General features: G+C 42.9%; 12 protein-coding genes and 1 pseudogene. 11 read left to right on the forward strand and 2 right to left on the reverse strand.

From position 1 onward, the window contains the following. The first annotated feature begins 8 nt into the window (after window positions 1–8). From V9W66_RS13020 to V9W66_RS13070, 11 genes and pseudogenes are all read left to right on the forward strand, one after another. Window positions 9–7,190: an Eco57I restriction-modification methylase domain-containing protein gene (locus V9W66_RS13020; RefSeq protein WP_144095590.1), complete on the forward strand. Its 7,182-nt coding sequence runs from the start codon at window positions 9–11 to the stop codon at window positions 7,188–7,190. Window positions 7,191–7,768: 578 nt separating this feature from the next. Next, on the forward strand, window positions 7,769–9,439 hold the full coding sequence (ltrA, locus tag V9W66_RS13025) for a group II intron reverse transcriptase/maturase (protein ID WP_144100436.1): 1,671 nt from the start codon (window positions 7,769–7,771) through the stop codon (window positions 9,437–9,439). 120 nt (window positions 9,440–9,559) lie between these two features. After that, window positions 9,560–10,498, forward strand: coding sequence for a helicase (locus V9W66_RS13030; RefSeq protein ID WP_243125568.1), 939 nt, complete (start codon window positions 9,560–9,562; stop codon window positions 10,496–10,498). 57 nt (window positions 10,499–10,555) lie between these two features. Then, window positions 10,556–11,266 (forward strand): annotated as a pseudogene (locus tag V9W66_RS13035) (ArdC family protein); the annotation flags it as partial. Between the two features lie 142 nt (window positions 11,267–11,408). Continuing rightward, entirely contained in the window at window positions 11,409–13,310 is a 1,902-nt protein-coding gene (locus V9W66_RS13040) for a tyrosine-type recombinase/integrase (protein ID WP_118699676.1), read from the forward strand. Further along, a complete protein-coding gene (locus V9W66_RS13045) occupies window positions 13,307–14,275 on the forward strand; it encodes a tyrosine-type recombinase/integrase (protein WP_118699675.1) in 969 nt (322 codons plus the stop codon). Before V9W66_RS13040 ends, V9W66_RS13045 begins: the two co-directional genes overlap by 4 nt. Then, on the forward strand, window positions 14,265–15,302 hold the full coding sequence (locus V9W66_RS13050) for a tyrosine-type recombinase/integrase (RefSeq protein ID WP_118699674.1): 1,038 nt from the start codon (window positions 14,265–14,267) through the stop codon (window positions 15,300–15,302). Before V9W66_RS13045 ends, V9W66_RS13050 begins: the two co-directional genes overlap by 11 nt. An 84-nt stretch (window positions 15,303–15,386) precedes the next feature. Further along, entirely contained in the window at window positions 15,387–20,069 is a 4,683-nt protein-coding gene (locus V9W66_RS13055; protein WP_243121801.1) for a DUF3849 domain-containing protein, read from the forward strand. Continuing rightward, window positions 20,066–20,317 (forward strand): transposon-transfer assisting family protein, encoded by a 252-nt coding sequence (locus tag V9W66_RS13060; RefSeq protein WP_004613327.1) that lies wholly within the window; start codon window positions 20,066–20,068, stop codon window positions 20,315–20,317. Before V9W66_RS13055 ends, V9W66_RS13060 begins: the two co-directional genes overlap by 4 nt. Continuing rightward, window positions 20,314–21,228, forward strand: a complete 915-nt coding sequence (locus V9W66_RS13065) for a YodL domain-containing protein (RefSeq protein WP_144094950.1) — start codon at window positions 20,314–20,316, stop codon at window positions 21,226–21,228. The genes V9W66_RS13060 and V9W66_RS13065 overlap by 4 nt, the downstream gene beginning before the upstream one ends. A gap of 149 nt (window positions 21,229–21,377) precedes the next feature. Beyond that, window positions 21,378–22,295 carry an Abi family protein gene (locus tag V9W66_RS13070; RefSeq protein WP_005338446.1) on the forward strand — a complete coding sequence of 306 codons (918 nt, stop codon included), beginning with the start codon at window positions 21,378–21,380 and terminating at the stop codon, window positions 22,293–22,295. A gap of 49 nt (window positions 22,296–22,344) precedes the next feature. On the opposite strand, the gene V9W66_RS13075 is transcribed toward V9W66_RS13070, so the two are convergent. Then, window positions 22,345–23,991: a relaxase/mobilization nuclease domain-containing protein gene (locus tag V9W66_RS13075; RefSeq protein WP_144094952.1), complete on the reverse strand. Its 1,647-nt coding sequence runs from the start codon at window positions 23,989–23,991 to the stop codon at window positions 22,345–22,347. Beyond that, the gene (locus V9W66_RS13080) at window positions 23,978–24,355 is read right to left on the reverse strand and encodes a plasmid mobilization protein (protein WP_005338443.1); all 378 of its coding nucleotides are present in this window, start codon (window positions 24,353–24,355) and stop codon (window positions 23,978–23,980) included. Before V9W66_RS13080 ends, V9W66_RS13075 begins: the two co-directional genes overlap by 14 nt. Between the last annotated feature and the right edge of the window lie 67 nt (window positions 24,356–24,422).

A 24,422-nucleotide genomic window follows, 5' to 3' on the forward strand; every position in this document is an offset into this window, starting at 1 on the left:
TAGGCAGTATGTCGAAATTACAGGACATCCGGGAACTGGCACAGGAACATGCGACATCGGTGAGCAGTTCGCCAAGGGACTGGATGGGTTATATGGATACCGCAGCGAGACTATACCGGTATCCTTTTACAGACCAGTTACTGATCCACGCACAGCATCCACAGGCAACCGCCTGTGCGTCCCTGGAACTGTGGAATGAGAAGATGTTCCGCTGGGTAAACCGGGGAGCTAGGGGAATCGCCCTGCTTGACGAGAATGGTCATAATACCAGACTCCGGTATGTGTTTGATATTTCAGATACGCACATGGTGGCAGGCGGAAGAAGCCCTTACCTGTGGCAGATGCAGGAACATCAGCAGGAAGAGATTCTTACCCATCTGGCAGAAGCGTATGGTCTGGAAGAAAAAGATACAGGGACTTTATCGGATGCGTTGATGGCGGTTGCAAGGGAAATGGTCGCAGACAGTCTGGAAGAATATCTGGACGGCTTGGAATATGCAGCGGAAGGAACGTATCTGGAAGATCTGGATGAAGTTACGGTCCGCAGTGATTTCCGCCAGCTTGCAACGGACAGTGTATATTACATGCTTTGCAGACGGTGTGGTCTGGAACCGATGGAGCTTCTGGAAGAAGAGGATTTTATGCATATTACCGATTATAACCGGCTGTCTGTACTGACCTTTCTTGGAAATGCAGCAAGCCAGATCAGTGAGAGTGTTCTGATTGACATTGGAAGGACGGTACATAAAATTTCTCTGGAAGAAGCCAGAAAAGAGGTTGAAATTTCCAATGAAAGGAATTATAATAACTTTAACACGTTAATGCGTGAAAATAAGGGCGTAGAAAACAACAAAGAAGAAAATATCGAGAATGAAGGAGGAACCGACTATGGAACTGACATATCATCGCAAGGGGGATTACCTGTTTCCGAACCTGACCGTAGAGGAGGAAGAAGTGACAATAGGGAAATACGGGATGCTTCGGAGGACATTCCTGAAGGAACACAAGAACAGCCTGTATCAGAGCCTGTTCCTGACAGGAAAGCTGAACAGCCATCTGGCAGAGATCGAGAAGGCAGCACAGGAGAGGATGGACAGCCAGATGGAGAAACTGCTGAAGAACCATCCGGCACCGGACAAGGAAGCAGACCCGATGGCGTGGACAGCACATATGAACGCACTGATGGCAACAGCGGAAGAGAGCATCTTGACGGAATTGGTATACAGCTAGTTGAAGATACAAGAGAAGATGGACTGAGCAAAGCAGAGGAAGAAATTGCCTCTGCTTTATCTTTGCCCGAATATCCTACAGCAAATGAACAGAAAAGGCAGATTGGTGAAAGAGTAGCTGCTTTTTATGCCGGGGAGATTCCTATTCCGGAAAGTGTTGTGGATGATATTTTACGGACGGGAGGAAACCGGACAGGAAGCCAGCTGCGTATCATCTATAACTTTATGAGTGAACAGTCACCGGGAGAATACACGGAGTTTGTAAAGCGTGAGTATAGAAAAGGCGGCAAAGGTTTTCAGATGGATGGAAGGGAGTATTCCGTCTGGTTTGATGAAACTGGGATGCAGATCGCAGTCGGGCATACGGTGGCAGACCAGATTCTGGATAAAGCCTTTTTATCCTGGAAAGATGTCAGCAGACGTATCCATCAGCTTTTAAATCAGGGAGAATATGCCCCGCAGTCGGTATTGGATGTGGCAAGGGACAACGCATTGAAGGAACACGCACAGGCACTTGCTTATATGAAAGGGGATATGGCAGAAGGTGTGGCAGAGATTGTCTTTGATGAAGCAGATCTGCCGCATCTTCGTAGTATTTATCCGGAAATCACGGATTATCTTACTGAAAAACTGCAAGATCCAGGGTGGCTTTCGGATTTGAATGAAAGACTGGAAGCACTGGCAGAAGCCTATGAGACGGACAACTCTCTTATGCGTTTCCATCATTATAATCCGGTCAATATCTCCAGACAGTTCCAGAAGTTTGCAGATGAAGTGATCCCATACCAGGCAAGAGAGGGATTTGCATGGAAAGAACAGCAGATGTTCATTACACAAGACGAGATCGACGCATTTCTTGTCAGAGGTGGGGCGTATTCCGAAGGCAGACTCAGGACATATTCCTTTTATCTGCTGCATGAGGATGAAAGATCGAGGACAGGTTTTATCAAGGAACAGTATGGGATCGGTGGAAGCAGTCATGCACTGTCTGGTGCCGATGATTCACACGCAAATTATGATGGAAAAGGATTGTTTCTTGCAAGAGGTGCTTATGGAAATCCATATACATCAGTTTTATTATCTTGGAATAAAGTTGCAAATAGAGTAGCTTATCTGATAAAGAATGACCAGTTCCTGCAGGCAGAAGATTATGCTCGTATGCCGGAATATGAACGGGAACAGATGGCAAACAAGGTACTCCGCTTTTATGACCGTCTTCCGGAAGAGATAGACAGACCATTTACGGATGATTTCTTCTGGGAAAAACCAGGAAAAGAAATGGTGGCAGTTTTAGAGAATCCAGAGCAGGCAGAAGAACTGTTACAGAAGATGGATGCAGCATTGGCAGTTCTGCCATTAGATTTTGAGGCATATGGGACAAACTACCAGCAGAAAACAGAACTTCTTTCAGAACTTCACCAGTATGCAGAAGGAACCTATACGATTTTCCCGACACTGGAAGCAGAACCGTCTTTTGCGGAACCATCCGGGCACCAGATGACCATGTTTGATTTCTTGGATACGAAGGCGGTGACAGAACCGACCGTAGTAGATATGTCAGATGTGGAGGAAATAGAAGAGGAAGAGGTTACTGCCAAAGAATATATTCCGGAAAATCAGGAACAGGAAATAACAGAAACTTCTGAGGGACAGGAACAAAAGGAATCAGAAGAAGAGATAACGGAGTCCTGGGATGAAGGTGTTTTTGAGTATCAGGGGTATCATTTTGAAGCAGTAGGGGTATTGCCGGAAGGAATAGAAGGAAAAGATCTGGTTGCACAGACCCGTTCCAATACAGAACTGCATTTATCGACCTACCATACAGAAGATTTCCCAAAGTATTCTTATGATGATTTTTATGCAGTCAGCAATGCACCAACTGCCGATGTGTTCCGGTGTCTGGAAACCGGACACAATTATATTCCCGGAGAAAATGAACTGTTTGGATATGAGGGAGAATTTCAACCATATTTAAAACCGGAAGTAGAAGAGATTGTAACAGAACCGCATAACTTTCGGATTCAGGATAATGACCTTGGAGCAGGTGGTCCGAAAGCAAAGTATAAAGCAAATATGGAAGCCATCCATTTATTGCAGACTCTGGAGCAGGAAGAACGTCTGGCAACACCCGAAGAACAGGAAATTTTATCCCGTTATGTTGGCTGGGGTGGCATCCCGCAGGCATTTGAAGAGAATAACAGTAATTGGACAAATGAGTATCTGGAGTTAAAGAATACCTTATCACCGGAAGAATACAGTGCAGCAAGAGCATCGACCTTAAATGCTTTTTATACATCACCGACCGTGATCCGAAGCATGTATGAAGCACTGGAAAATATGGGACTGAAACAGGGAAATATTCTGGAACCGTCCTGTGGTGTTGGTAACTTTATGGGACTGATCCCGGAGAGTATGAGCAAAACTAATATGTACGGTGTGGAACTCGACCCGGTTTCGGGCAGGATTGCAAGGCAGCTTTACCAGAAAAATAAGATTGCCATACAGGGATTTGAGGAAACAGATTACCCGGACAGCTTTTTTGACTGCGTGATCGGGAATGTACCATTTGGAGCATATCAGGTCAGTGACCGCAGATATGACCGCCACCATTTTCTGATCCATGATTATTTTATCGCAAAATCCCTTGATTTGGTTCGTCCCGGTGGTGTGGTAGCCGTGGTGACTTCCAGTGGGACGATGGATAAGCAGAATCAGGCAGTCAGACAGTATTTTGCAAACCGGGCAGAGTTATTAGGGGTGATCCGCCTTCCAAATAATGCGTTCCAGAGAAATGCCAATACAGGTGTTGTTTCCGATATTTTATTTTTCCAGAAAAGAGACAGGACTTCCATCGAGGAACCGGACTGGATACATCTGAAGGAAACTGCCGAAGGATATTCGGTCAATGCGTATTTTGCAGATCATCCGGAAATGGTGCTTGGAGAGTTTACAACGGAGAGTACCCAGTATGGAAAGCAGGAAGTAACCGTAAGACCAAAAGAGGGAATAACCTTAGAGGAGCAGTTAAAGGAAGCTGTAAAGCATATACATGGTACCATTACGGAACTGGAACTTTCCGATACCGAACTGGAAGAAGATGTGGTGTCCATTCCAGCAGACCCGGAAGTAAAGAATTTCAGCTTTACGGTGGTCAATGAGGAAGTGTATTACCGGGAAAACTCTGTGATGAACCGGATGGAACTTCCGGCAATGACAGCGGAACGTGTCAAAGGGATGGTGAAGATCCGTGATGTTACGAATGAACTGATCCAGTGCCAGATGGAAGAGGGAAGCAATGAACAGATCACAAAGCTGCAGGGAAAACTCAATGAAGAATACGATACCTTTACAGCAAAATATGGTCTGCTTAGCAGTAATGCCAATAAGCGGGCATTTGGCCAGGACAGCAGCTATTGTCTTTTGACTTCTCTGGAATTTCTGGATGATAAGGGAGAACTGAAACGGAAAGCGGATATTTTTACCAAAAGGACAATCCGCAGGGCAGAAACGGTAACTTCTGTAGATACTGCCAGTGAAGCACTTGCGGTTTCTATCGGTGAGAGGGCAGGCGTTGACCTTTCCTATATGGCACAGCTTTCCGGAAAAACAGAAGAGGAGCTTACCGAAGAACTGGCAGGGGTAATCTTTAAGAACCCAATCAGTGAAAAATGGGAGCCATCGGACGAATATCTTTCTGGAAATGTGAGGGAGAAACTGCAGATTGCCAAACAGTTTGCAGAAAATCACCCGGAATATCAGGTGAACGTGCAGTATTTGGAGCAGGTACAGCCAAAAGATCTGGATGCATCAGAGATTGAGGCAAGACTTGGGGCAACCTGGATCTCCGAGGATTACATTACACGATTTATGGCAGAGACATTCCATACACCAAGATATTATGTAGGGAGCAAGGTCAAAGTCCAGTATGCCGAAGTGACCGGACAGTGGAATGTTATGGGAAAGAATGTGGACAGCTACGGAAATGCTCTTGTTACTTCCACTTATGGAACACAGAGAGCCAATGCCTACCGCCTTTTGGAAGATGCCTTAAATCTTAGAGATACCAAGATTTATGACACGGTACAGGATGCTGAGGGAGAACACCGGGAATTAAACCGGAAGGAAACGATGCTGGCACAGCAGAAGCAGGAACTGATCAAAGAGGAATTTAAGGAGTGGATATTTAAAGACCTGCACCGACGGGAAGATCTCTGTAAGATCTATAATGAACGATTTAACAGCATCCGTCCACGGGAATATGATGGAAGCCATATTCAGTTTGTTGGCATGAATCCGGAGATTACTCTGATGCCGCATCAGAAAAACGCAGTGGCTCATGTGCTGTATGGAAATAATACGTTACTGGCTCATTGCGTAGGAGCTGGAAAGACATTCCAGATGATCGCAGCCGGTATGGAATCAAAACGGCTGGGACTCTCACAGAAGAATCTTTATGTTGTGCCAAACCATCTGACCGAGCAGTGGGGCAGTGACTTCTTACGCCTCTATCCGGGAGCAAATATTTTGGTGGCAACGAAGAAAGACTTTGAACCAGCAAACCGAAAACGGTTCTGTTCCCGTATTGCGACAGGGGATTATGATGCGGTGATCATCGGACATACACAGTTTGAGAAAATCCCTCTTTCAAGGGAACGTCAGATTGCCATGTTGGAAGATCAGATTGCAGATATTACGTTTTCCATTGAAGAAGCAGCACATCAGGCAGGGCAGAATTATACCATCAAGCAGTTGGAAAAAACAAAAAAGAGTCTGCAGGCGAGGATGAAGAAACTCAATGACCAGACCAGAAAGGATGATGTAGTAACCTTTGAGCAGTTGGGGGTAGATCGGCTGTTTGTGGATGAAAGCCATAGTTTTAAGAACCTTTTTTTGTATACAAAAATGCGGAACGTGGCGGGTATCTCACAGACGGATGCACAGAAAAGTTCGGATATGTTTATGAAATGTCGGTACATGGATGAACTGACCGGCGGCAGAGGAATCACCTTTGCTACAGGTACTCCCGTATCGAACAGTATGACAGAGCTTTACACTATCATGCGTTATCTCCAGTATGACACACTCATGCGTATGGGTATGGGACACTTTGATTCCTGGGCGGCAACGTTCGGGGAGACAGTGACCGCAATCGAATTATCACCGGAAGGAACGGGCTATCGTGCAAAAACACGGTTTGCCCGTTTTTTTAATCTTCCGGAGCTGATCTCCATTTTTAAGGAAGCTGCAGATATTCAGACTTCTGATATGCTGAATCTTCCAGTGCCGGAAGCAGAGTTTATCAATGAAGTCTTAAAACCAAGCGAGGAACAGCAGGAAATGGTCGGGGCATTTTCGGAACGTGCGGAAAGCGTAAGGGCAGGCTTAGTAAATCCGACCGAGGACAACATGCTGAAAATCACGAATGATGGAAGAAAATGTGCCCTTGACCAGAGACTGTTGAATGAACTTCTCCCGGATGCCGAAAAAAGCAAGGTCAATACCTGTGTGGAAAATGCTTTTCAGGTATGGGATGAGGGAAAGACAGACCGGACAACCCAGCTGATCTTCTGTGACCTGTCCACACCAAAAGGGGATGGCAGTTTCAATGTTTACGATGATGTGAGGGAGAAGCTGGTTGCCAGAGGAATCCCGAAAGAAGAGATTGCTTTTATCCATGAATATAACACGGAGGCAAAGAAAGCGGAACTGTTTACAAAGGTGCGGGCCGGACAGGTGAGAATCCTCATGGGTTCTACACCGAAACTCGGTGCTGGTACCAACGTGCAAGACAGGCTCATTGCTCTGCATCACCTTGACTGTCCGTGGAAGCCGTCTGATCTGGAACAGCAGGAAGGGCGTATTTTAAGACAGGGAAACCAGAATGACAAAGTAAAGATATTCCGGTATGTGACGGAGAACACTTTTGATGCGTATATGTGGGTGCGACACGAAGTCGCTTAATTTAACTGTTTGGCGGTAACTCCGACCAAACCATCCATTCCGTTGGATGAAGCCAATATCCCCGGCTTTGCCAGTAATGGCATTGTTCGGAAGCGGATATAAACGGAACCCTATTTGGAGCAAATCCCGTGAGGGAGAAGCGAAACTGCCAGCTACAAGGCGGTTAGGGTGCAGGCTTTCTGATAGCAAGGTTAATTAACTGAATCACCGTAAGCTTCGTTAAGGCTGAACAAGCCAAAGTAGCTGATAGGCTTGAACCAAAAGGTGTGCAGTTGGATATTCCTCTCCACAGTAGGAATACACGGACATAAGACTGCCGGAGTAGAGGTGGAACCTAAACTATCAATAATTGTTGATTAAGTGGAACGTGTCAAGCCCGTATTCTCGCCTGCAAAGGCAAGCGGACCGTAAGGAAAGCCGTTGGGAATGCGGGTAAAGGATTGCGGAGGAAGCGAATGCCGACCCTGTAATGGGGACGGATAGGGGTTCAAAATTTGCCCCACCCGAAAAGGGAGCAGAATTCCGCAGGGTGCTTAATTACGAGAGAGTTTATAGAATTTTTGAAAGGAGTAAGGCAAATGAACATGAAAATGTGTGCGACTTCTGACGTAGCAAAAGCATGGAACAGCATTGACTGGAACAAAGCTAATGCATACGTTAAAAAACTGCAAATGCGTATCGTAAAGGCTCATCAACAGGGCAGAACCGGCAAAGTAAAGTCTTTGCAATGGCTGCTCACACACTCTTTCTACGGACGTGCTTTAGCTGTAAAAAGAGTAACGAGTAACAAAGGCAAAAAGACAGCAGGTGTAGACAAAATTTTATGGTCTACTCCCAAACTGAAATATGAAGCAATTCTCAGTTTAAAACGCAGAGGCTATAAACCATTACCGTTAAAGAGGGTATATATCCCAAAAAAGAACGGAAAAATGAGGCCGCTCAGTATTCCATGTATGAAGGATAGAGCGATGCAGACATTATATAAATTTGCACTGGAACCGATTGCGGAAATCACTGCTGACCCTAACTCCTATGGATTTAGAGCAAAGAGATGTGTACAGGATGCAATAGAGCAGTGTTTTACCTGTCTGAATAAAGCAAAATCCCCTAAATGGGTGCTGGAGGGAGACATTAAAGGCTGTTTTGATAACATCAGTCACGAATGGATATTGAACCATATCCCAATGGATAAAGATATTCTGCGAAAATGGTTAAAGAGTGGGTATGTCGAGACCGGAAGATTATTTCCGACAGACCTCGGTAGCCCACAGGGTTCGGCTATCTCACCAACTATCTGCAACATGGTACTGGATGGTCTGGAAATCCAGATTAAGAAGAAATACCACAAAACTAAGAGGGATGGAAAAGCATACTTTCCAAAAGTGAACTTTATACGTTATGCTGACGATTTCATCGTCACAGGCGAAAGCAGAGAGCTTTTGGAAGCAGGTGTCCTCCCGATTATCCGGGAATTTTTATCAGAGAGAGGGTTGGAACTGTCAGAAGAAAAGACAGTGATTACCCATATCGAAGATGGTTTTGATTTTCTCGGATGTAATATACGCTGGTATAAAGACAAGCTTCTTACAAAACCATCCAAAAAGAACTATAAAGCCATCGTGAGCAAGGTACGGGAGATTATAAAGCAAAATCCATCTATGAAGCAGGAAGATTTGATAAGAAAGTTAAATCCGGTTATCAGAGGGTGGGTAAATTTCCAAAAGTATAATGTTTCCTCGCAGGCGTTTGAACGGTTTGATTTTGATGTATGGAGATGTCTGTGGAGATGGTGCAAACGTAGGCACCCGAAGAAAGGACACAAATGGATCGCTAAGAAATATTTCAGAAGAGTTGGCACAAGATACTGGACATTCAGTGTAAATATGGCAGACTCGTTTGAATTACATCTGATATACGCTACTGATACTAAAATAGTAAGGTGGCTGAAAACAAAATCAGAAGCGACACCATTTGATGAGCGTTTCACAGAATATTTTGAGGACAGAGACACAAAGAGAATGTTTCGGGAAATCAATGGAAGAAGGAAATTAAATGCACTGTACAAAATGCAGAAAGGCATTTGTCCGCATTGTGGTGAACCTATCACAGTGGAACGGGGATTCCGAATCCATACGGAAATGGGAGCCGACTTTAAAGAAAAGAAAGTCTTATTACATGCTGATTGTCATAGAGAGCTTCATTACTCGAAAAATGTTCATGAACTGGTTCTGCTAACGCAGGGCTTATAAGTGCTTGAGCCGTGTGAGGGGAAACTCTCATGCACGGTTCTTAGAGGGGAAAGCGGTAGTAATACCGCTGACCTACTCGACCAGATTTTGGAGAATAAGCAGAAGTTCATCAGTCAGATCATGACCAGTAAATCCCCGGTCAGGGCTTGTGAAGATGTGGATGATACGGCACTGTCCTATGCAGAGATCAAGGCACTTGCTACAGGCAATCCGTACATTAAGGAAAAAATGGATCTGGATGTGCAGGTGAGTAAGCTGAAACTCTTAAAGGCAAACCATACCAGTCAGATTTACCGTCTGGAATCCGATATTGCAAAGAATTTCCCGGTACAGATCAGTGCATTGAAAGAGCGGATTGCCGGGATGCAGATAGATTCCCAGGTAGTAAAAAGCGTGGATTTACAGGATAATGACACGTTTGCCATGACAGTAGGAAATGTCCTTTATGAAGATAAGAAAGAAGCAGGCGAGGCATTGATCGCTGCCTGTGCAGGACTAAAAACCGTTAGCACCGGTGGAAAGGTCGGGGAATATCATGGGTTTACGTTATCTGCTTCCTACAATATGTTCTCCAATGCATTTGAACTGACGGTCAAAGGGAAATGTTCTTATAAGCTGGAAATCGGAAAAGACCCGGTAGGAAATATGCAGCGTATCCATAACACCCTTTCTTCCATTGACAGGAAGCTGACGGAAAGTGAGCAGAAATTGGAAACCGTACAACAGCAGCTTGCGACAGCACAGGAAGAGGTAAAGAAACCATTCCCGAAAGAAGCAGAGCTGAATGAAAAGATGGAACGGTTATCTGAGTTAAATGCGTTGCTGAACATGGATGAAAAGGGCAATGAGACGATTATGGCAGATGAGGATATTGGCAGAGAAGGAAGTAGCACAGATAGCAGGGATGCTGTAGAAGAAAAAGAACTTCCGGAAACAGCAGACAGAATCCATAAGCCATCTATTCTGGAACGCTTAAAGCAGGAAAAAGCACAGCAAAACGCACCACAGCAGCCGACTGTGCAGAAATCAGCAAAGAAGAAACACGAACAGGAGTTATAAAAAGTTTCCCGTCAGGATATTTTCTGGCGGGAGAAATCCAAAAGGAGGATTTGTTTTATGGCAAATAATATAGAGAAACAGTTAAAGGAAATATCGGAACGGCTGGAACAGGGCGTAAAGGAGATTTTTACTTCGGAACGGTATACGGAATATCTGAATACCATGTCCAAGTTCCATAATTACAGTTTTAATAACACCCTTCTGATCACCATGCAGAAACCGGAGGCTACTCTGGTGGCAGGGTATCAGGCGTGGCAGAAGAAGTTTAACCGCCATGTAAAACGTGGGGAAAAAGGAATCCAGATCATCGCACCGGCACCCATCCGTGAGAAACAGGAGATTGAAAAGATTGACCCTGTAACAAAAGAGCCGGTGATCGGGGATGACGGTCAGCCGGAAACAGAGATCGTGGAGATGGTCATTCCAAGGTTCCGTGTGACAACGGTATTTGATGTCAGCCAGACAGAGGGAGAGCCGATTGCAGAGCTGGAAGTATCGGAACTTACCGGGAGTGTACAGTTTTATGACACATTTATGGAAGCATTGCAGAACATTTCTCCTGTGCCAATCCGCATGATGGAAATAGAAGGGGAAGCAAAAGGCTATTATCATCAGACAGAAAAGTATATTGCAATTCAGGAAGATATGAGTAATCTTCAGACCATGAAAACCGGAGTACACGAAGTAAGCCATGCATTGCTGCATGACCGGGAGGTAATGGATGCGGAAGGAATTTTAAAAGACCGGACAACAAAAGAAGTAGAAGCATTATACCCATGTTTTTATAATGTTGATCTTTTAAATTATTTTCCATAAATCCTCACTTTCTTGTAAAAAAGATGAGCATTATCAGATACGCTATTATCAGGTTTTCCCCTCGAATGGGAAACCGGAAAGGAGCGCATTTGATATGCAAATAAACTATTTAGATGCTATTTCATCAGTTCTCAATATGATGAAACAGCCAGACAGTGCATGTAAAAATATAGACATGCACAGAACCTGTTATGCTACACTCTTCAAGTACCTGATGGATAAGGGCATTCCTTTTTCAATGGATGCCGCACTGGATTGGCTTGAGATTAAAAAACGGGAAATTTCCTATGAGACGTGTTCTCAATATAGAAATGCCCTGTTCCGCCTCGAGCATTACCTGCTCTTTGGAGATATCAAAAGTTCTTTCTGCCGCTCAGAAGACAGTTTTTTCTGCCGGAGCGGAATATCGGAATCCTTTTTTCGCCTGACATATGAGCTGGAAGAATACTATGCGACCACACAGAATCCCTGCTATTACCATACGTATTCTGTTGCCATCAAGGAGTTCTTCAGGCTTGCTACTTCCCTGGGAGTTACAGAGCCGGAAGCAATAACCATAGATACTCTTATCGAATACTGGAATACTTACTGCAAATCCTGTAAATCTCTTGCCAGACGTCAGAACGCCGTATGTGCCATGACAGCACTTATGAAATATCTTCACCGCAGAGGTGATGTGCCAGAGTGTTACCAGCGGGTTCTTTTTGGTGAGAACGTTGAAATACTGCTTGAGATGAGACTTTCTAAAACAGGTACCGCATTTCATCCGAGTATACCTCTCGCTCTTAAAGCTGATGAATATCTTGACGCTTTGGACGATTGGAAATACATGAAATCATCAAAAGCTGTTTATCGCAATGATTTCACATGGTATTTCATGTTCCTGGAACTTAACCATCTGGAACACTCGGCAGAAACTGTGACATCATGGATAGGTATACTCCCGGATTGCCCGAATCAGATCAAAGCCAGCAGTTCCGGATCAGCTCATCGTTCACACACTATCAGAATGTTTGAAAAGTATCTCCAGGGCATAATGGAATCCAATATAATCGCTGAGCCGATGCGTGCATCTGATCATCTTCCATCATGGAGCAAAAGCATCCTTGATGGTTTCATAGAAAGCCGCAGGCGGGATGGAATGACCGATAAGACACTTACCATGTGCAGGGCAGCCGGATGCAGTTTCTTCAAATATCTTGAAGATAATGGAATAGATAATCCAGTCTCCATAACACCCGATGTGGTTAAAGCATTTCATAACCATGATGTCCACTCGACCCCGGAAAGTAAAAATGCATATGGAACCAAGCTTCGTCAGCTTCTACGGTACATGGCTGACCAGGATCTGATTTCACCAACACTTGCTTTTGCAGTATCTGCAAGCTGTGCGCCTCATCGCAGCATAGTTGATGTTCTGAGCGATGCTATAGTCGAGAAAATATATGAATATCGTGAGAGAGCTTCTACTCCCATGGAGCTCAGGGACACAGCCATGGTCATGCTTGGACTTCGAATGGGTATCAGGGGAGCAGACATCCTAAAGCTTCAGGTAAATGATTTTGACTGGAAAAACAAAACTGTTTCCTTCATTCAGCAGAAAACAAGCAAAGCAATAACGCTTCCAGTCCCAACGGATGTAGGTAATTCAGTATATAAATACATCATGAATGGACGTCCGGAATCAGCTGTCACAGGCAACGGTTATATATTTATCCGCCATCAGGCACCATATATTCCGCTTAAAGTTACAACGGCGTGCCGTGGAGCTTTAAAAAGAATACTTGCTGAATATGGATTTGAATTATCTGCTGGTCAGGGCTTTCATATGACACGAAAAACATTTGCCACAAGAATGCTTCGGGCAGACAACAAACTTGATGATATTTCCAATGCTCTCGGACATGCACGTCAGGAAACAGCAGAGGTATATCTTGAACGTGACGAAGATAAAATGAGGCTCTGCCCTCTGGAATTTGGAGGTGTTTTATCATGACATACATTTTTGAGAGCGGTCTGGCACATCATATCGAAGGACTTATACAGCAAAAACGAGCTGATGGATATGCCTATAATTCCGAAGAAAAGCTATTAAAACGCTTTGATACCTTTTGCGTACAGAATTATCCGGAACTGACAACAGTCACCTATGAAATGGCAGCCAAATGGTCAGAAGCCAGACCGGGCGAAGGAGAAGCCTATCATAATCGCTGTATGTCGATGGTGAAGGTGCTGAGTGAATATATCCTTTCCCTTGGTCAGGAAGCATATATTCCTAATTTTTTCTGCAAGGCTTACCGTCCTGTTCTTTACATTCCATCAAAAGAGGAAGTTAAGGAACTGCTGCAGAAAATGGATATCCGCACGTCTCATAATTCAGAGCAATTTAGACTCGATAGAGAGTGCAAGATTCTTTTTCTCCTATATTTTTGCTGCGGTCTGCGTCTGTCAGAAGGGCGATTGCTAAAATGGGAGCACATAGACCTGGATAAAGGAATCCTTACTGTCCTTGGCTCAAAGGGTAACAAGGACCGCCTTGTATATCTTCCGCAGGATAGCCTTCCGGTACTTAAAAACTATAAAGAACGTCAGGAAATGCTTTTCCCCGGAATTGACTGGGCTTTTCCGGGAAAAGATCCACATAAGCCTGTTTCGTGCTCTGGAGTAGAATCAAGTTTTAACCGCCATTGGGCCATGCTTCCGGTTGCCAAGACAGTTGATAAACATCCGACACCCCACTGTTTACGCCATGCTTTTGTAGTGGAGAGATTTAATGAGTGGATGCATCAGGGAATTGATACAAACACTATGCTCCCATATTTAAGCAGATACCTTGGACACAAAAGTCCTGACGAAACGTATTATTACTATCATCTTGCAGAAAAGGCATTTGATACTATCCGAGAGAAAGATTCAGTGTCTGGAAAGGTCATTCCGGAGGTGCTTCCCTATGAAGAATAAATCAGCAAAGATATCGACTGACCAGCTGTTCTTTTCTCACACATGGAACTTTCTAAATGTTTATTTGGTAAAGCAGGTCGGACGCAGTCAGGCTACAGCAGAATCCTACAGAGATTCCCTTACAATATTTAAAAACTACCTTGTAGGTGAATTAGGTAAATCCATAAGCACCTTTCAGTTTTCTGATTGTACCAAAGAATGTATTTATAATTTCAGAGAATATCTGCTTGCAAATGGCAGCCAGCCATCAACTGTAAATGTAAGAGTTGCGGCTATCCGTGCCTATCTGAACTATGCCTCGGATATGGACATATCAGTCCAGTCAGTTGCCCTGGCGATCAGTCAGATCTCACCATGCAAAACCATTAAAAAGGAAAAACCTATTCTGTCCGATGATGCACTTGCTGCAATACTGTCTGCACCGCTGAATACGAAATTCGGTGTACGAGACCGTGCTATTTTGATTCTTCTCTACGATACAGCTGTAAGAGTCAGTGAGCTGCTTAACATCCGCTTATGTGATATCACGGCAGAAACAAAATATCCAAATATTTTCATAACCGGCAAAGGTAATAAAGAAAGAACCATACAATTAACAGCTAAAGCAGTCGAACACCTTAGGGAATATATACGTGTATATCACAGTAATTCTTCCAAAGAAGCATACTTATTTTCCACAACAATAAAAGGTGTAACAGACAGGATGTCCGTTGGAAATGTCCAGCGGATTATAAAAAAATATGCAGCTCTGGTCAGTGAAAAAGGGATTAGTCTTCCAGATTCGGTTCACTGTCACATGTTCCGCCGAACCAGAGCCACAAATCTTTATCAGGATGGAATCGCTATTGAGCTTGTTTCTACAGTGTTAGGACATGCCAGAACTGATACAACCAAAAGCTACTATGCAAAGCCATCTGTTGAACAGCTTAGAGACGCAATGGAATCTGTTCCAACACCTGTATCTGATGAAGCACCAATGTGGGAGGGCAACGAAGATGAAATGGCAAGACTTTGTGGATTGCGCTAACGAATAATGCTCATCTTTTAGTAGAAAAACGTCTTATTTCTCAGCATTCTTTAAAATGATTAACATTTTGGAATGCTGAGTATAATGCTTCAAATGTTAATGTTTCCATTTGAAGCAGAAAGTATTGCCTATATTGTCTGCAATCACTTTGGTTTGGATACTTCAGAATACTCTTTTACCTATATTGCCAGCTGGTGTGAGAGCAAGGATATGAAAGCACTCCGGGCATCTATGGATACCATCCGGAAAACGTCTGCAGAAGTCATTGAGAATATCGAGACACAGATGCACGAACTGGAAATGGAAAGACCGGTGCGGGATACCTTCCATAAGGAAGATTTGATCCTGCATCTTTCAGGCAGCATGGGTTCCGAGTTTACTTATGACCTGATCGAAAACATGAGCAGGGAACAGTTAGAGCAGAATGTGGGGGAATACGTCCGCCTTCTGGAAAGTGGTGAGATAGAGGAGAATGAGAAACCACTGGAAAGTTTTCTGGAGGAAAAAGGTGCTGCCGTCACACCACTCTATGACAGCAGTGGACACGGAGAGAATTATCCGATTGATTTTTATGATGTGGAATATGATGCTGACACAGGCGTTACTTATTTTTCTGACCTTTCTCCGAAAGAGCAGGCAGAGATGTTGGTGCATAAAGCAGAGTTTCCAAGAAATATTTTTTCAGAAGAAGAAAAGGCATTTGTAAATGAATATGCAGAAACTTTCCCCGGACGGGTGGAAAGACTGAATGACCTGGTATGGGACATGAGGGAATCTTACGATGAAGCCGGTTCAAAGCTAGTGTATGAAGTAATCCAGGCAGCAAGGGCAAACTTCCCAGTGAAAGAACCGGAGATTGTAGAAGAAACAGCCATGCAGTATGCTCACCGTCTGATTGAAACGGCAGAAGCTGCAAATACAGGAAATTTCACAGATTCCCAGAGAAATCTTATTGTGAATTTTGCATATAAGATGGATGACAAAGACGAAGTGCTTGGACTGGTGAACCGTATGATGACCGCAATCCGCAGACCGGGAAGTGAATATACGAGAAGCCTTATGAATGAAACACAGGCACAGATTGACAATTTCCCGGATGGCATGATCGGTTTTACGGAAATGCACGAGGCAGGAATTCAGTTAGACCATATGCTCCCGCTTACGAAAGACCGGGCATATGAACTGTACCGTGGAGGGGCAGAAATTTATATCTTACACGGAAATCCAGAGAATCCACAACGGGCAGAACAGATGCTTGTGGAGACGGAAAGTGAGATCCTTGGATATGACGGTATCTTTGGAATCACAGAAACAGAATGGGAAGTGCAGAAAGAGAGAGAAATATCTGCTACAAAACAGGAAGCACTGGTACAGCAGAGTGCAGAAAAGATTGATGAGACACTTCTTCTGCATGGAGAAAGCAGAAGGTTTGCCATTTATCAGATGGATACCGGAGATGAGCATACTTATCAGTTTATGGGAATGGAATCCGCAAAGAGTCTGGGCTATACCATTGACGGAAAGGATTACAGGATGGTTTATGCAGCACCGTGGATGCCAACGATCACGTTAGACAATATATTTGAACGCTTTAACATTGACCGACCGGAAGATTTCCGTGGCCATTCCTTATCGGTAAGTGATGTGATCGTGATAAACAGGGGTGCAGAGATCACAGCCTATTATGTAGATTCTTTTGGATTTCAGGAACTTCCGGAGTTTGTCCAGCAGAGAATGAACATGCTGGAACATAATTCCGTCAGGGCATATCCGCCAGTTTATAAAGGAACATTGGAACAGGCAATGGGAGAACGGGATGTGGATGCTTATCTGGATTCCAGAAAGTTAAACCTGGACTGTAAGAAAGCAATCGAAGAAGCCATCCGGGAGAATTTTGACGGGCTGCACTTAAAGCAGGATGCGGCAAAAGAAGTCGTGGAACGCTTCGGGGAAGAACGTATGAATTTTGTTATGGCAAATACCATCCGTGAACTTTCCCATGATGGAAGATTTTCCAGACAGAACAAAGACTGGGCGGAGCATATCGAAGTCCCGGAAAATGTCAGCCGGGGTAGAAATCTAAACCTGGATTATGTGATCGAAAGCCACCCGGCAGTTTTAGATGGGTTTATCGACATGGCAAGAGCTGAGATCCGGATGCAGAGGATAGAACAGGCGATAGGAGAAAACGAAGTGACAATCACGGCAGAGACAAGAGGATATGAAGCAGAAGGACATAACGGGACATGGCATACGGTTGATGAAAAGGAATATGCGGGGGAGAAGTTCTTCTTAATGGAACATGATGAATTTGGCTCCGATGTGGCAGGGATTATCGTAGCAGAAAATGGACAGCTTGTAGCGGAGGATTTATGGAATGGGTTTGATGCAGGAGCGTTAGAAGCTGTATCAGAATATTTGCAGGAAAATGGAACAACACTTTATGACTTGACGGAATTCCCGAAAGATTCTGTTGTAACCCTGCGGAGTGGACAGACACTTACAATCGAAGAAATACAGGCAGTACAGAAAGATACCTGGGAAGAAACGATGGCAGGAAAAAATGAATCTGGAACGGATGTCCGGTTTAATTTCCATGCAGTCAGTGAGGTGCAGCTGCCAGAAGGCATAAAGTTGAAAATGCCAGAGATTCATTACGTTGATAATTTTTATGTGATGGAAGATGTAAATGCAGAGGGTGTAGTAAAAGTAAACCGGTATGAATCACTGGATGAAGCGATGCAGGAATATTTACGCCTGCCAAATCATCAGGAAAAAGTGCTTGGTATCCAGAATACGGAAACAATGCAGGAAAGCATGGATTTTATCCGATGTGAAAACGGAATAGATCAGCTGACCCATGCATATGAACAGATCGGAGGGTGGCTGAATCCGGAAATATATGAAGCGGTAAATAAAATGGAAAATATGCTGGACTGGAATGAGGTACAGATTGCATATCAGATTGGAAAACAATACTTTACAATCCAGACTGCTGAAGATGGCTATGATTATACATTTTACAATGAAGATTATCAGGAGGATGATGGAGGAATCTATGACAATCCGACAATTTATGTAGATGAAGCTGCCAGTGATATTTTGGAAGATAAAGGGTACTCATTGGAAGACGCAAAAGTAGTGGATTATGAAGAACTGATGGCAGATGTGGAAGAAGTTCAGGAAGAACAGATGCAGCGGATACAATTAGAAAAAAACTGCCCAGCAAGTATTTTTGAAGGATTTCGCAGGGAAGAAGCAATGCAAACCTATGAAGGAATCGCAATGCAGTTTATCAGGAGTAAAGGGTATCTGACCATACAGGCAACAGAAGAAGGATATTCGTTTATTTTTTATGACTCTGATCTGCATGAAATCCAGAGTGGTGATTACGATAATCCAGACGCATCCATTCAGGAAGCTGCTTATGAAATCCTTAAAAGTGAAAGAATGGATGACCTGGAATGTGTCAAAGTGGATTATAAAGAATTTGAAGAAATGACGATCCAGCACTCTAAGGATTTATTGCAGGAGGGGGAACTTCGTGCGACTTCTGAGATTGGAAGAAATGAACTGGCATTAAATAGCTTGAGCAGGGCAGAAGTTGAAAGAGGTGTCCTGTATCATGCACAGGCAGTATTAGAAGATATGGGAATGGAACAGGAGGTAGAGCTGCTTGCTGCAAGAGTGTATGGTTCCAGAAGCAGACAAGACCTCTACCGGGAAGATTCTGACCTTGATGTGGTTCTTTCCTATAAAGGTGATATTCGAGAAGATAGCTTTTTCAATGCCTTAAATGAATCTGGTATAGCGATGGCAGGAATTAAGGTGGATATTAACCCGATTGCAGAGGAGCGAATCACTCTGGCAGAGTATATAAAAGAATCCGAAAAATATCTTGACCAGCAGGAGATTAAAAAGCTCGCTGTGGACCTGGATAATTTTAGCTATGACGTTGATACCTATGAGTATAACGATACAGTTGAAAATAGAGAAGAACAGGTGGAAAAACTCACGGAGGATATTTTGAATAAGAAAACAGAAACTATCAAGGACTGGCTGCTTGAGGTATCCGAGGAATCCGATATAGACAGCGATGTTATAACTGCCCGTTCTTTACTTTCCCGTCTGGAAGATACAGAGCGATTTTCTATTTTTGACAAACAGCCGGAGCAGGAACAGCCAGAAGCCACGATCAGTTTTTATGTCGCAGAGTGCATGGAGTTTCCGGTCATGGGAGAGTACCATAACAACCTCACTTTAGAAGAAGCCATTAAAATATATGAGAGTATCCCAGCAGAGAGACTGCATGGGATTAAAGGAATCGGATTTGATCTGCAAGATGGTGATGAAAATTATTCCGGAGAATATGAGTTGATGAGTGCAGACCGGATACGGCGTGATCTGATAGATATGATTCCACACTATAAAGAAAGCCCTCTGGTGCAGAAAGCAATCGCAGACATGGAAAAGTATCTGGATGAAAAGCATGGAAGGGTAAAGGAAACGGAATATACGACAGAAACAGTAATAGGAAGTGGACAGAAACCTTCTGCGGTTGCGGCAGACAGAAGGGCAGAGCAGGAACCGGTATCTGTAAATCGGAGCCAGCCACAAAAGGCAGAACCTGCAAGCAGAGCAAAAGGTGAAGTGAAGAAATCTGTGCTGCAGTCTTTAAAAGATTTTCAGGCAAGGGCAAAAGCACAGGAGCAGAATAAGACAACGGAGAAATCCAAGACACATAAGAAGGGAGAAGTGGAATTATGATGGATTTGGCGATGAACTTTGATGCGGATGAATGTTTAGTAACAGCAATGTTTGATAAAGGAAACAGAAATGACACGATGGAGGCAATCGATCATATCATTCCTTTTCTGAAAGGCGATGCAGATATGATCGGGCTTGTCTGCAATACCATAAGAAAACTGTTCTGTATGAGCGATGAAGGATATGAAGTTTTTCTTATGGATCTGGAAGAATATAAAATGGAACTGGAAGAGGAGGACGAAGAATGAGTACAAGTCAGTGTGCAGTATATCAGGTAAAAGATACCCCAGAGTACCGGGATGTGCGTTTCCGTTCTTACGAGAAACTGAAAAGCGAAGGAAGAACAGTCCAGATAGAAAACTATCAGCAGGTGTACATTGGAAGAATCCAGCCGGGGGAAACTCCGGCTGATATTAAACTCCGTTTACAGAAGCAACGACCGAAGAACTTCAAAGGTCATTCCATCGGTTGCAGCGATGTGATCATCATTACCGATGATGGAAAAACCACAGCTTACTATGTCAACAAAGATGGTTTTATCATCATTCCGGAATTTCTCACAATCAAAAGTTCTTCCGATACCAGACTTTCCATTGATACGATCGGGTACGAAATCGAAGGAAAGAAAGGGACATGGCTTGCACAGGATTATATCCTGATGAACGAAAAGAAATGGTTTCTGATGGAACATGAGGAGTATGGGACAAGAGCAGCCTATGTGATTCTCAGTGAAGAAGGTACCGTAGTTATGAATGACTGTTACAACGGCTTTGATGAAGAAGCCAGACGGAACATCCAGAATTTCATGCAGCAACAGGCAGAGCAGGCACAGCAAAAACAACAGGAAATGCAGGCACAAGCCCAGACCGGACAGACACAATCTGGAGAAACACAAAAGAAGAAACCAGAGCTGGCAAACTGGCAGAAGGTTATGGATAATGGAGAATATCTTCGCAGTGCAGAGATGGCAGAAGAAGCCAACTATAATATGATTGACGGACTGATGAATAACACTCCAAAGAAAAAGGATAAGAACGCTCCACGGAGATCGGTACTTAAACGGCTCCGAAATCATCAGAAGAAGATAGCCAGTCAAGGGAAAGGACAGCCACAGCAACAGAAGGCGATGGAAGAAGAGATGGAAAGGAAGAAGAAGTAAAAAAGTCTTGCCGGAATTTTTGAGGGCAATATATAAAAAATGGTTGATTTTTTCTCTCAAATATCATATCATAACACTAACAGGACTCCCCGCACCTCTCACGCAAGTGATGTGTCCCATGGGGAGACATTTTTATTTTTGGAGAAATAATGGTGAATACAAGTGAAACTAAAAATGAAAAGTTGCAAAATAATGAAGCAACTGTACAGGTAATGAAACAACCGAAAACCTTTGCTCAACAAGTCGAAATTATTAAAGAAAAGGGTTTTATTATAGATAATGATACAGAATGTATCGGATTTTTAAAACAGGCGAATTATTATAGATTATCTGCTTATTTCCTTCCGTTTAGAAAAAAGGATGGGACGTATTTTTCAAATATAAACTTTCACAGAATTCAAAGAATCTATGAATTTGACAGTAGATTGCGTGGTGTATTATTTAATTATATAGAAAAAGTTGAATTATATTTAAGAACGCAATTAGCCTATTACAGTGGACATGTTCATGGGGCTTTAGGATATATGGATGGGGCTATTTACAATGACAGGCACAATCATGAAAAGTTCGTGAAACTGTTAAATGTATGTATAGAGGAAAATAAAAGTACATCAGTAGTTCAGCACCATAAAGAAAAGTATGGCGGAAATTTTCCTATATGGGTTATTGTTGAATTTTTTTCAATGGGAATGTTGTCCTACTTTTATGCGGATTTGCAGTCTGGTGACCAGAAATATTTAGCAAAAGAATTATATGGTACATCAGTGGCCTGTTTAAAAAGCTGGTTACGTTGCATCACTGATTTAAGAAACCGTTGTGCACATTATTCAAGGCTGTATTATTGGTCATTTCCCGCATTACCCAAAATGCCAAGGGAATTAGAAATGTCACCAAACAGAAAATTGTTTTCACAAATACTTGTATTAAAATTATTATATCCAAATAAAAAAGAATGGATCAACAAAGTCTTGATAGAATTAAAAGCTATTGTAGAAGAATATGAGAATGATATATCATTGAGACATATAGGGTTTCCAGAAGATTGGTATGAGCAGTTAGAAAAATAGAGATATATTTTTAGGGACAGAGGAACAATCTGTCCCTTTTAATGTGTCTCTATAAATTTGGCTCTTTTCTATCATGTAGTTGCTCGTAATTCTTCTTAAGAATCATATCAATATTAGCAGACACAGTGCGAAGTTCCCGTTCATAATCCCGGTGATTAAAAAAATCTTCACGCTGTCTATTCCTCAATTCAACAAGCCGGTCCTTTTCAGCATATAGAGCTTTCATGGAAGGCAATTTATTCCCGCCAGATTTTTCTTTGAGTGTTCGGAGAGCTGTGTCATACAGGGAAAGTTCTGCCTGGTGTTCTTCATAAAATTTCTCCTTGTTTCGGCTTTTGCGATAATCTGCGTACACATTTTTATATGCCAGATATTGTCCGGTAAAATGAATCTGCTCATTCATATCTTTAAGTTGCTGTTCAGTATCTTTTAAAGATTTTCTGGAAGCACTGGTCTGGTCTGATGCTTGATCGAGTGTTGCATGGAAATCATCAAGAGAATCATAGCCATGTTCCTGTATGTAGGCAACAGTCTGAGCCATCTGCTTTAAATTGGTGAGCTTTACTTTTTGAGCATAGGCTTCGCTCTGCTGTGCTTTAATACAGGTTTGCAGATCTATGACAAGCCGGAGATCTGATTTTATGAAAATGAATGGTGCAGGGATAGCAGAAGTATCGGAGAAAGGAACAGTTGGCGAATCTGTGGAAGTATTCGGAGTTTGCTGTTCCAGAATTTCTTCTTTCTGTTCTTTATGGGATTTTGTGTTTTCCTCAAATGTTTTCAAGAGAAAATCTTCTGTGTATCTGGTTCCAAGATTTCTTCCAGTGATATATTTTTTTCTGCCAGGGTGAAGATAGCTGTACCGGTTTCGACTGATTTTGAAGATAATGTGATATTTTTCATCAAGGATTTTTGAAAATTCTTCTGGTGATCGGGCGGTACTTGCAGCATCATCAATAGCGTCACGAAGAAATTGTTTCTCTGTCTGGTAACGAGTTCCCTTTGGAGTGATTCCATCTTCTTTCATTTTCTGATTTAACTTATCGAGTTTTTCCTGTCCCCGGCGTTGTGCCCAATATTCTTTTTCTGTGATTTTTCTTTCAGCAGGAGTGAGCAGATCAACCTGATGTAGTCCTTCTTTTTTACACATATCCATAACTTCCTGTTTTAAATGGATAAGGTATGCTGTGCTTAGATGGTGCTTGTATCCGGCTTTTGCTTCACAGTCAAATTCCATATAGGGTTCTTGTGGTATGTCATATTTACGGAGACTGTTGATTACGATGTGTACATGGATATTTCCACTTTCGTTATGACCATCGGTATGAGTGCAGACTAAAGCCTGATGACCAGGAAAGTTTTTCTTTGCAAAAGTCAATCCGAGTTGCTGGGCACGTTCACCGGTCAATCCACATTCATCTCTGTCTTTCGGGTCGAAGCTAATGATATAGTGATGGGATTTTATCTCATTGAAGTTTTTGTTCTTGTGGTAGTAGCTGTTCAGTTCCTGACATTCCGATGCAAAAGTGAATGGATCACAGTTCAGACCGTCCAGATAACATTCTTCTCTCAATATCATATGCCCTTCTTCATCAAGAATCGGTTTTCGGGTATACTCGTTGTGTTGGAAGATAAGATACCGTTCCGATTCTCCATAGTCAGAGTTTTTGCTTGCGATATGTTTAATTACTGCCACGGAAATCACCTGCCATTTTCATCACTTCATACTTCATTTCATAAATATCCCGAAGGGACTTTCTGATTTCATTTTTCATTTCAGTGGAGATAATTCCACCCTGGTTAAAATACCGGGCAATCTGATTTAAGTTGCTGCCAATCTTACCAAACTCGCTAATAAGTTTTTTTATTTCGGGGACATCTGCGGTAATTTCGTATTTGATGATGACTTTCTGGTTGTCCAGGGCACTTCGGACAAAATCAGAAACCGTCATGCGGTTAGCCTTGGCTCTTTCTGCAAGAAGATCATATTCAGTTTCATTCATGCGTAAATGCACATCTTTAGTTTTTGCAAGAGTTTCCTCTTTCTTAGGTCTTGTCATTGATAACTTCCTTTCTTACGTGGTAGTGGTTTCATAAGAAAATCCAAATTTCGTAGCCTGCTGGGAA

The organism is Blautia massiliensis (ex Durand et al. 2017), assembly GCF_051861785.1.
GTDB lineage: Bacteria > Bacillota > Clostridia > Lachnospirales > Lachnospiraceae > Blautia_A > Blautia_A luti_A.

Coding starts and splice junctions, on each gene's coding strand:
- V9W66_RS13020 (WP_144095590.1), top strand. CDS start 9: ATGTCGAAATTACAGGACATCCGGGAACTGGCACAGGAACATGCGACA.
- ltrA (WP_144100436.1), top strand. CDS start 7,769: ATGAACATGAAAATGTGTGCGACTTCTGACGTAGCAAAAGCATGGAAC.
- V9W66_RS13030 (WP_243125568.1), top strand. CDS start 9,560: ATGACCAGTAAATCCCCGGTCAGGGCTTGTGAAGATGTGGATGATACG.
- V9W66_RS13040 (WP_118699676.1), top strand. CDS start 11,409: ATGCAAATAAACTATTTAGATGCTATTTCATCAGTTCTCAATATGATG.
- V9W66_RS13045 (WP_118699675.1), top strand. CDS start 13,307: ATGACATACATTTTTGAGAGCGGTCTGGCACATCATATCGAAGGACTT.
- V9W66_RS13050 (WP_118699674.1), top strand. CDS start 14,265: ATGAAGAATAAATCAGCAAAGATATCGACTGACCAGCTGTTCTTTTCT.
- V9W66_RS13055 (WP_243121801.1), top strand. CDS start 15,387: ATGCTTCAAATGTTAATGTTTCCATTTGAAGCAGAAAGTATTGCCTAT.
- V9W66_RS13060 (WP_004613327.1), top strand. CDS start 20,066: ATGATGGATTTGGCGATGAACTTTGATGCGGATGAATGTTTAGTAACA.
- V9W66_RS13065 (WP_144094950.1), top strand. CDS start 20,314: ATGAGTACAAGTCAGTGTGCAGTATATCAGGTAAAAGATACCCCAGAG.
- V9W66_RS13070 (WP_005338446.1), top strand. CDS start 21,378: ATGGTGAATACAAGTGAAACTAAAAATGAAAAGTTGCAAAATAATGAA.
- V9W66_RS13080 (WP_005338443.1), bottom strand. CDS start 24,355: ATGACAAGACCTAAGAAAGAGGAAACTCTTGCAAAAACTAAAGATGTG.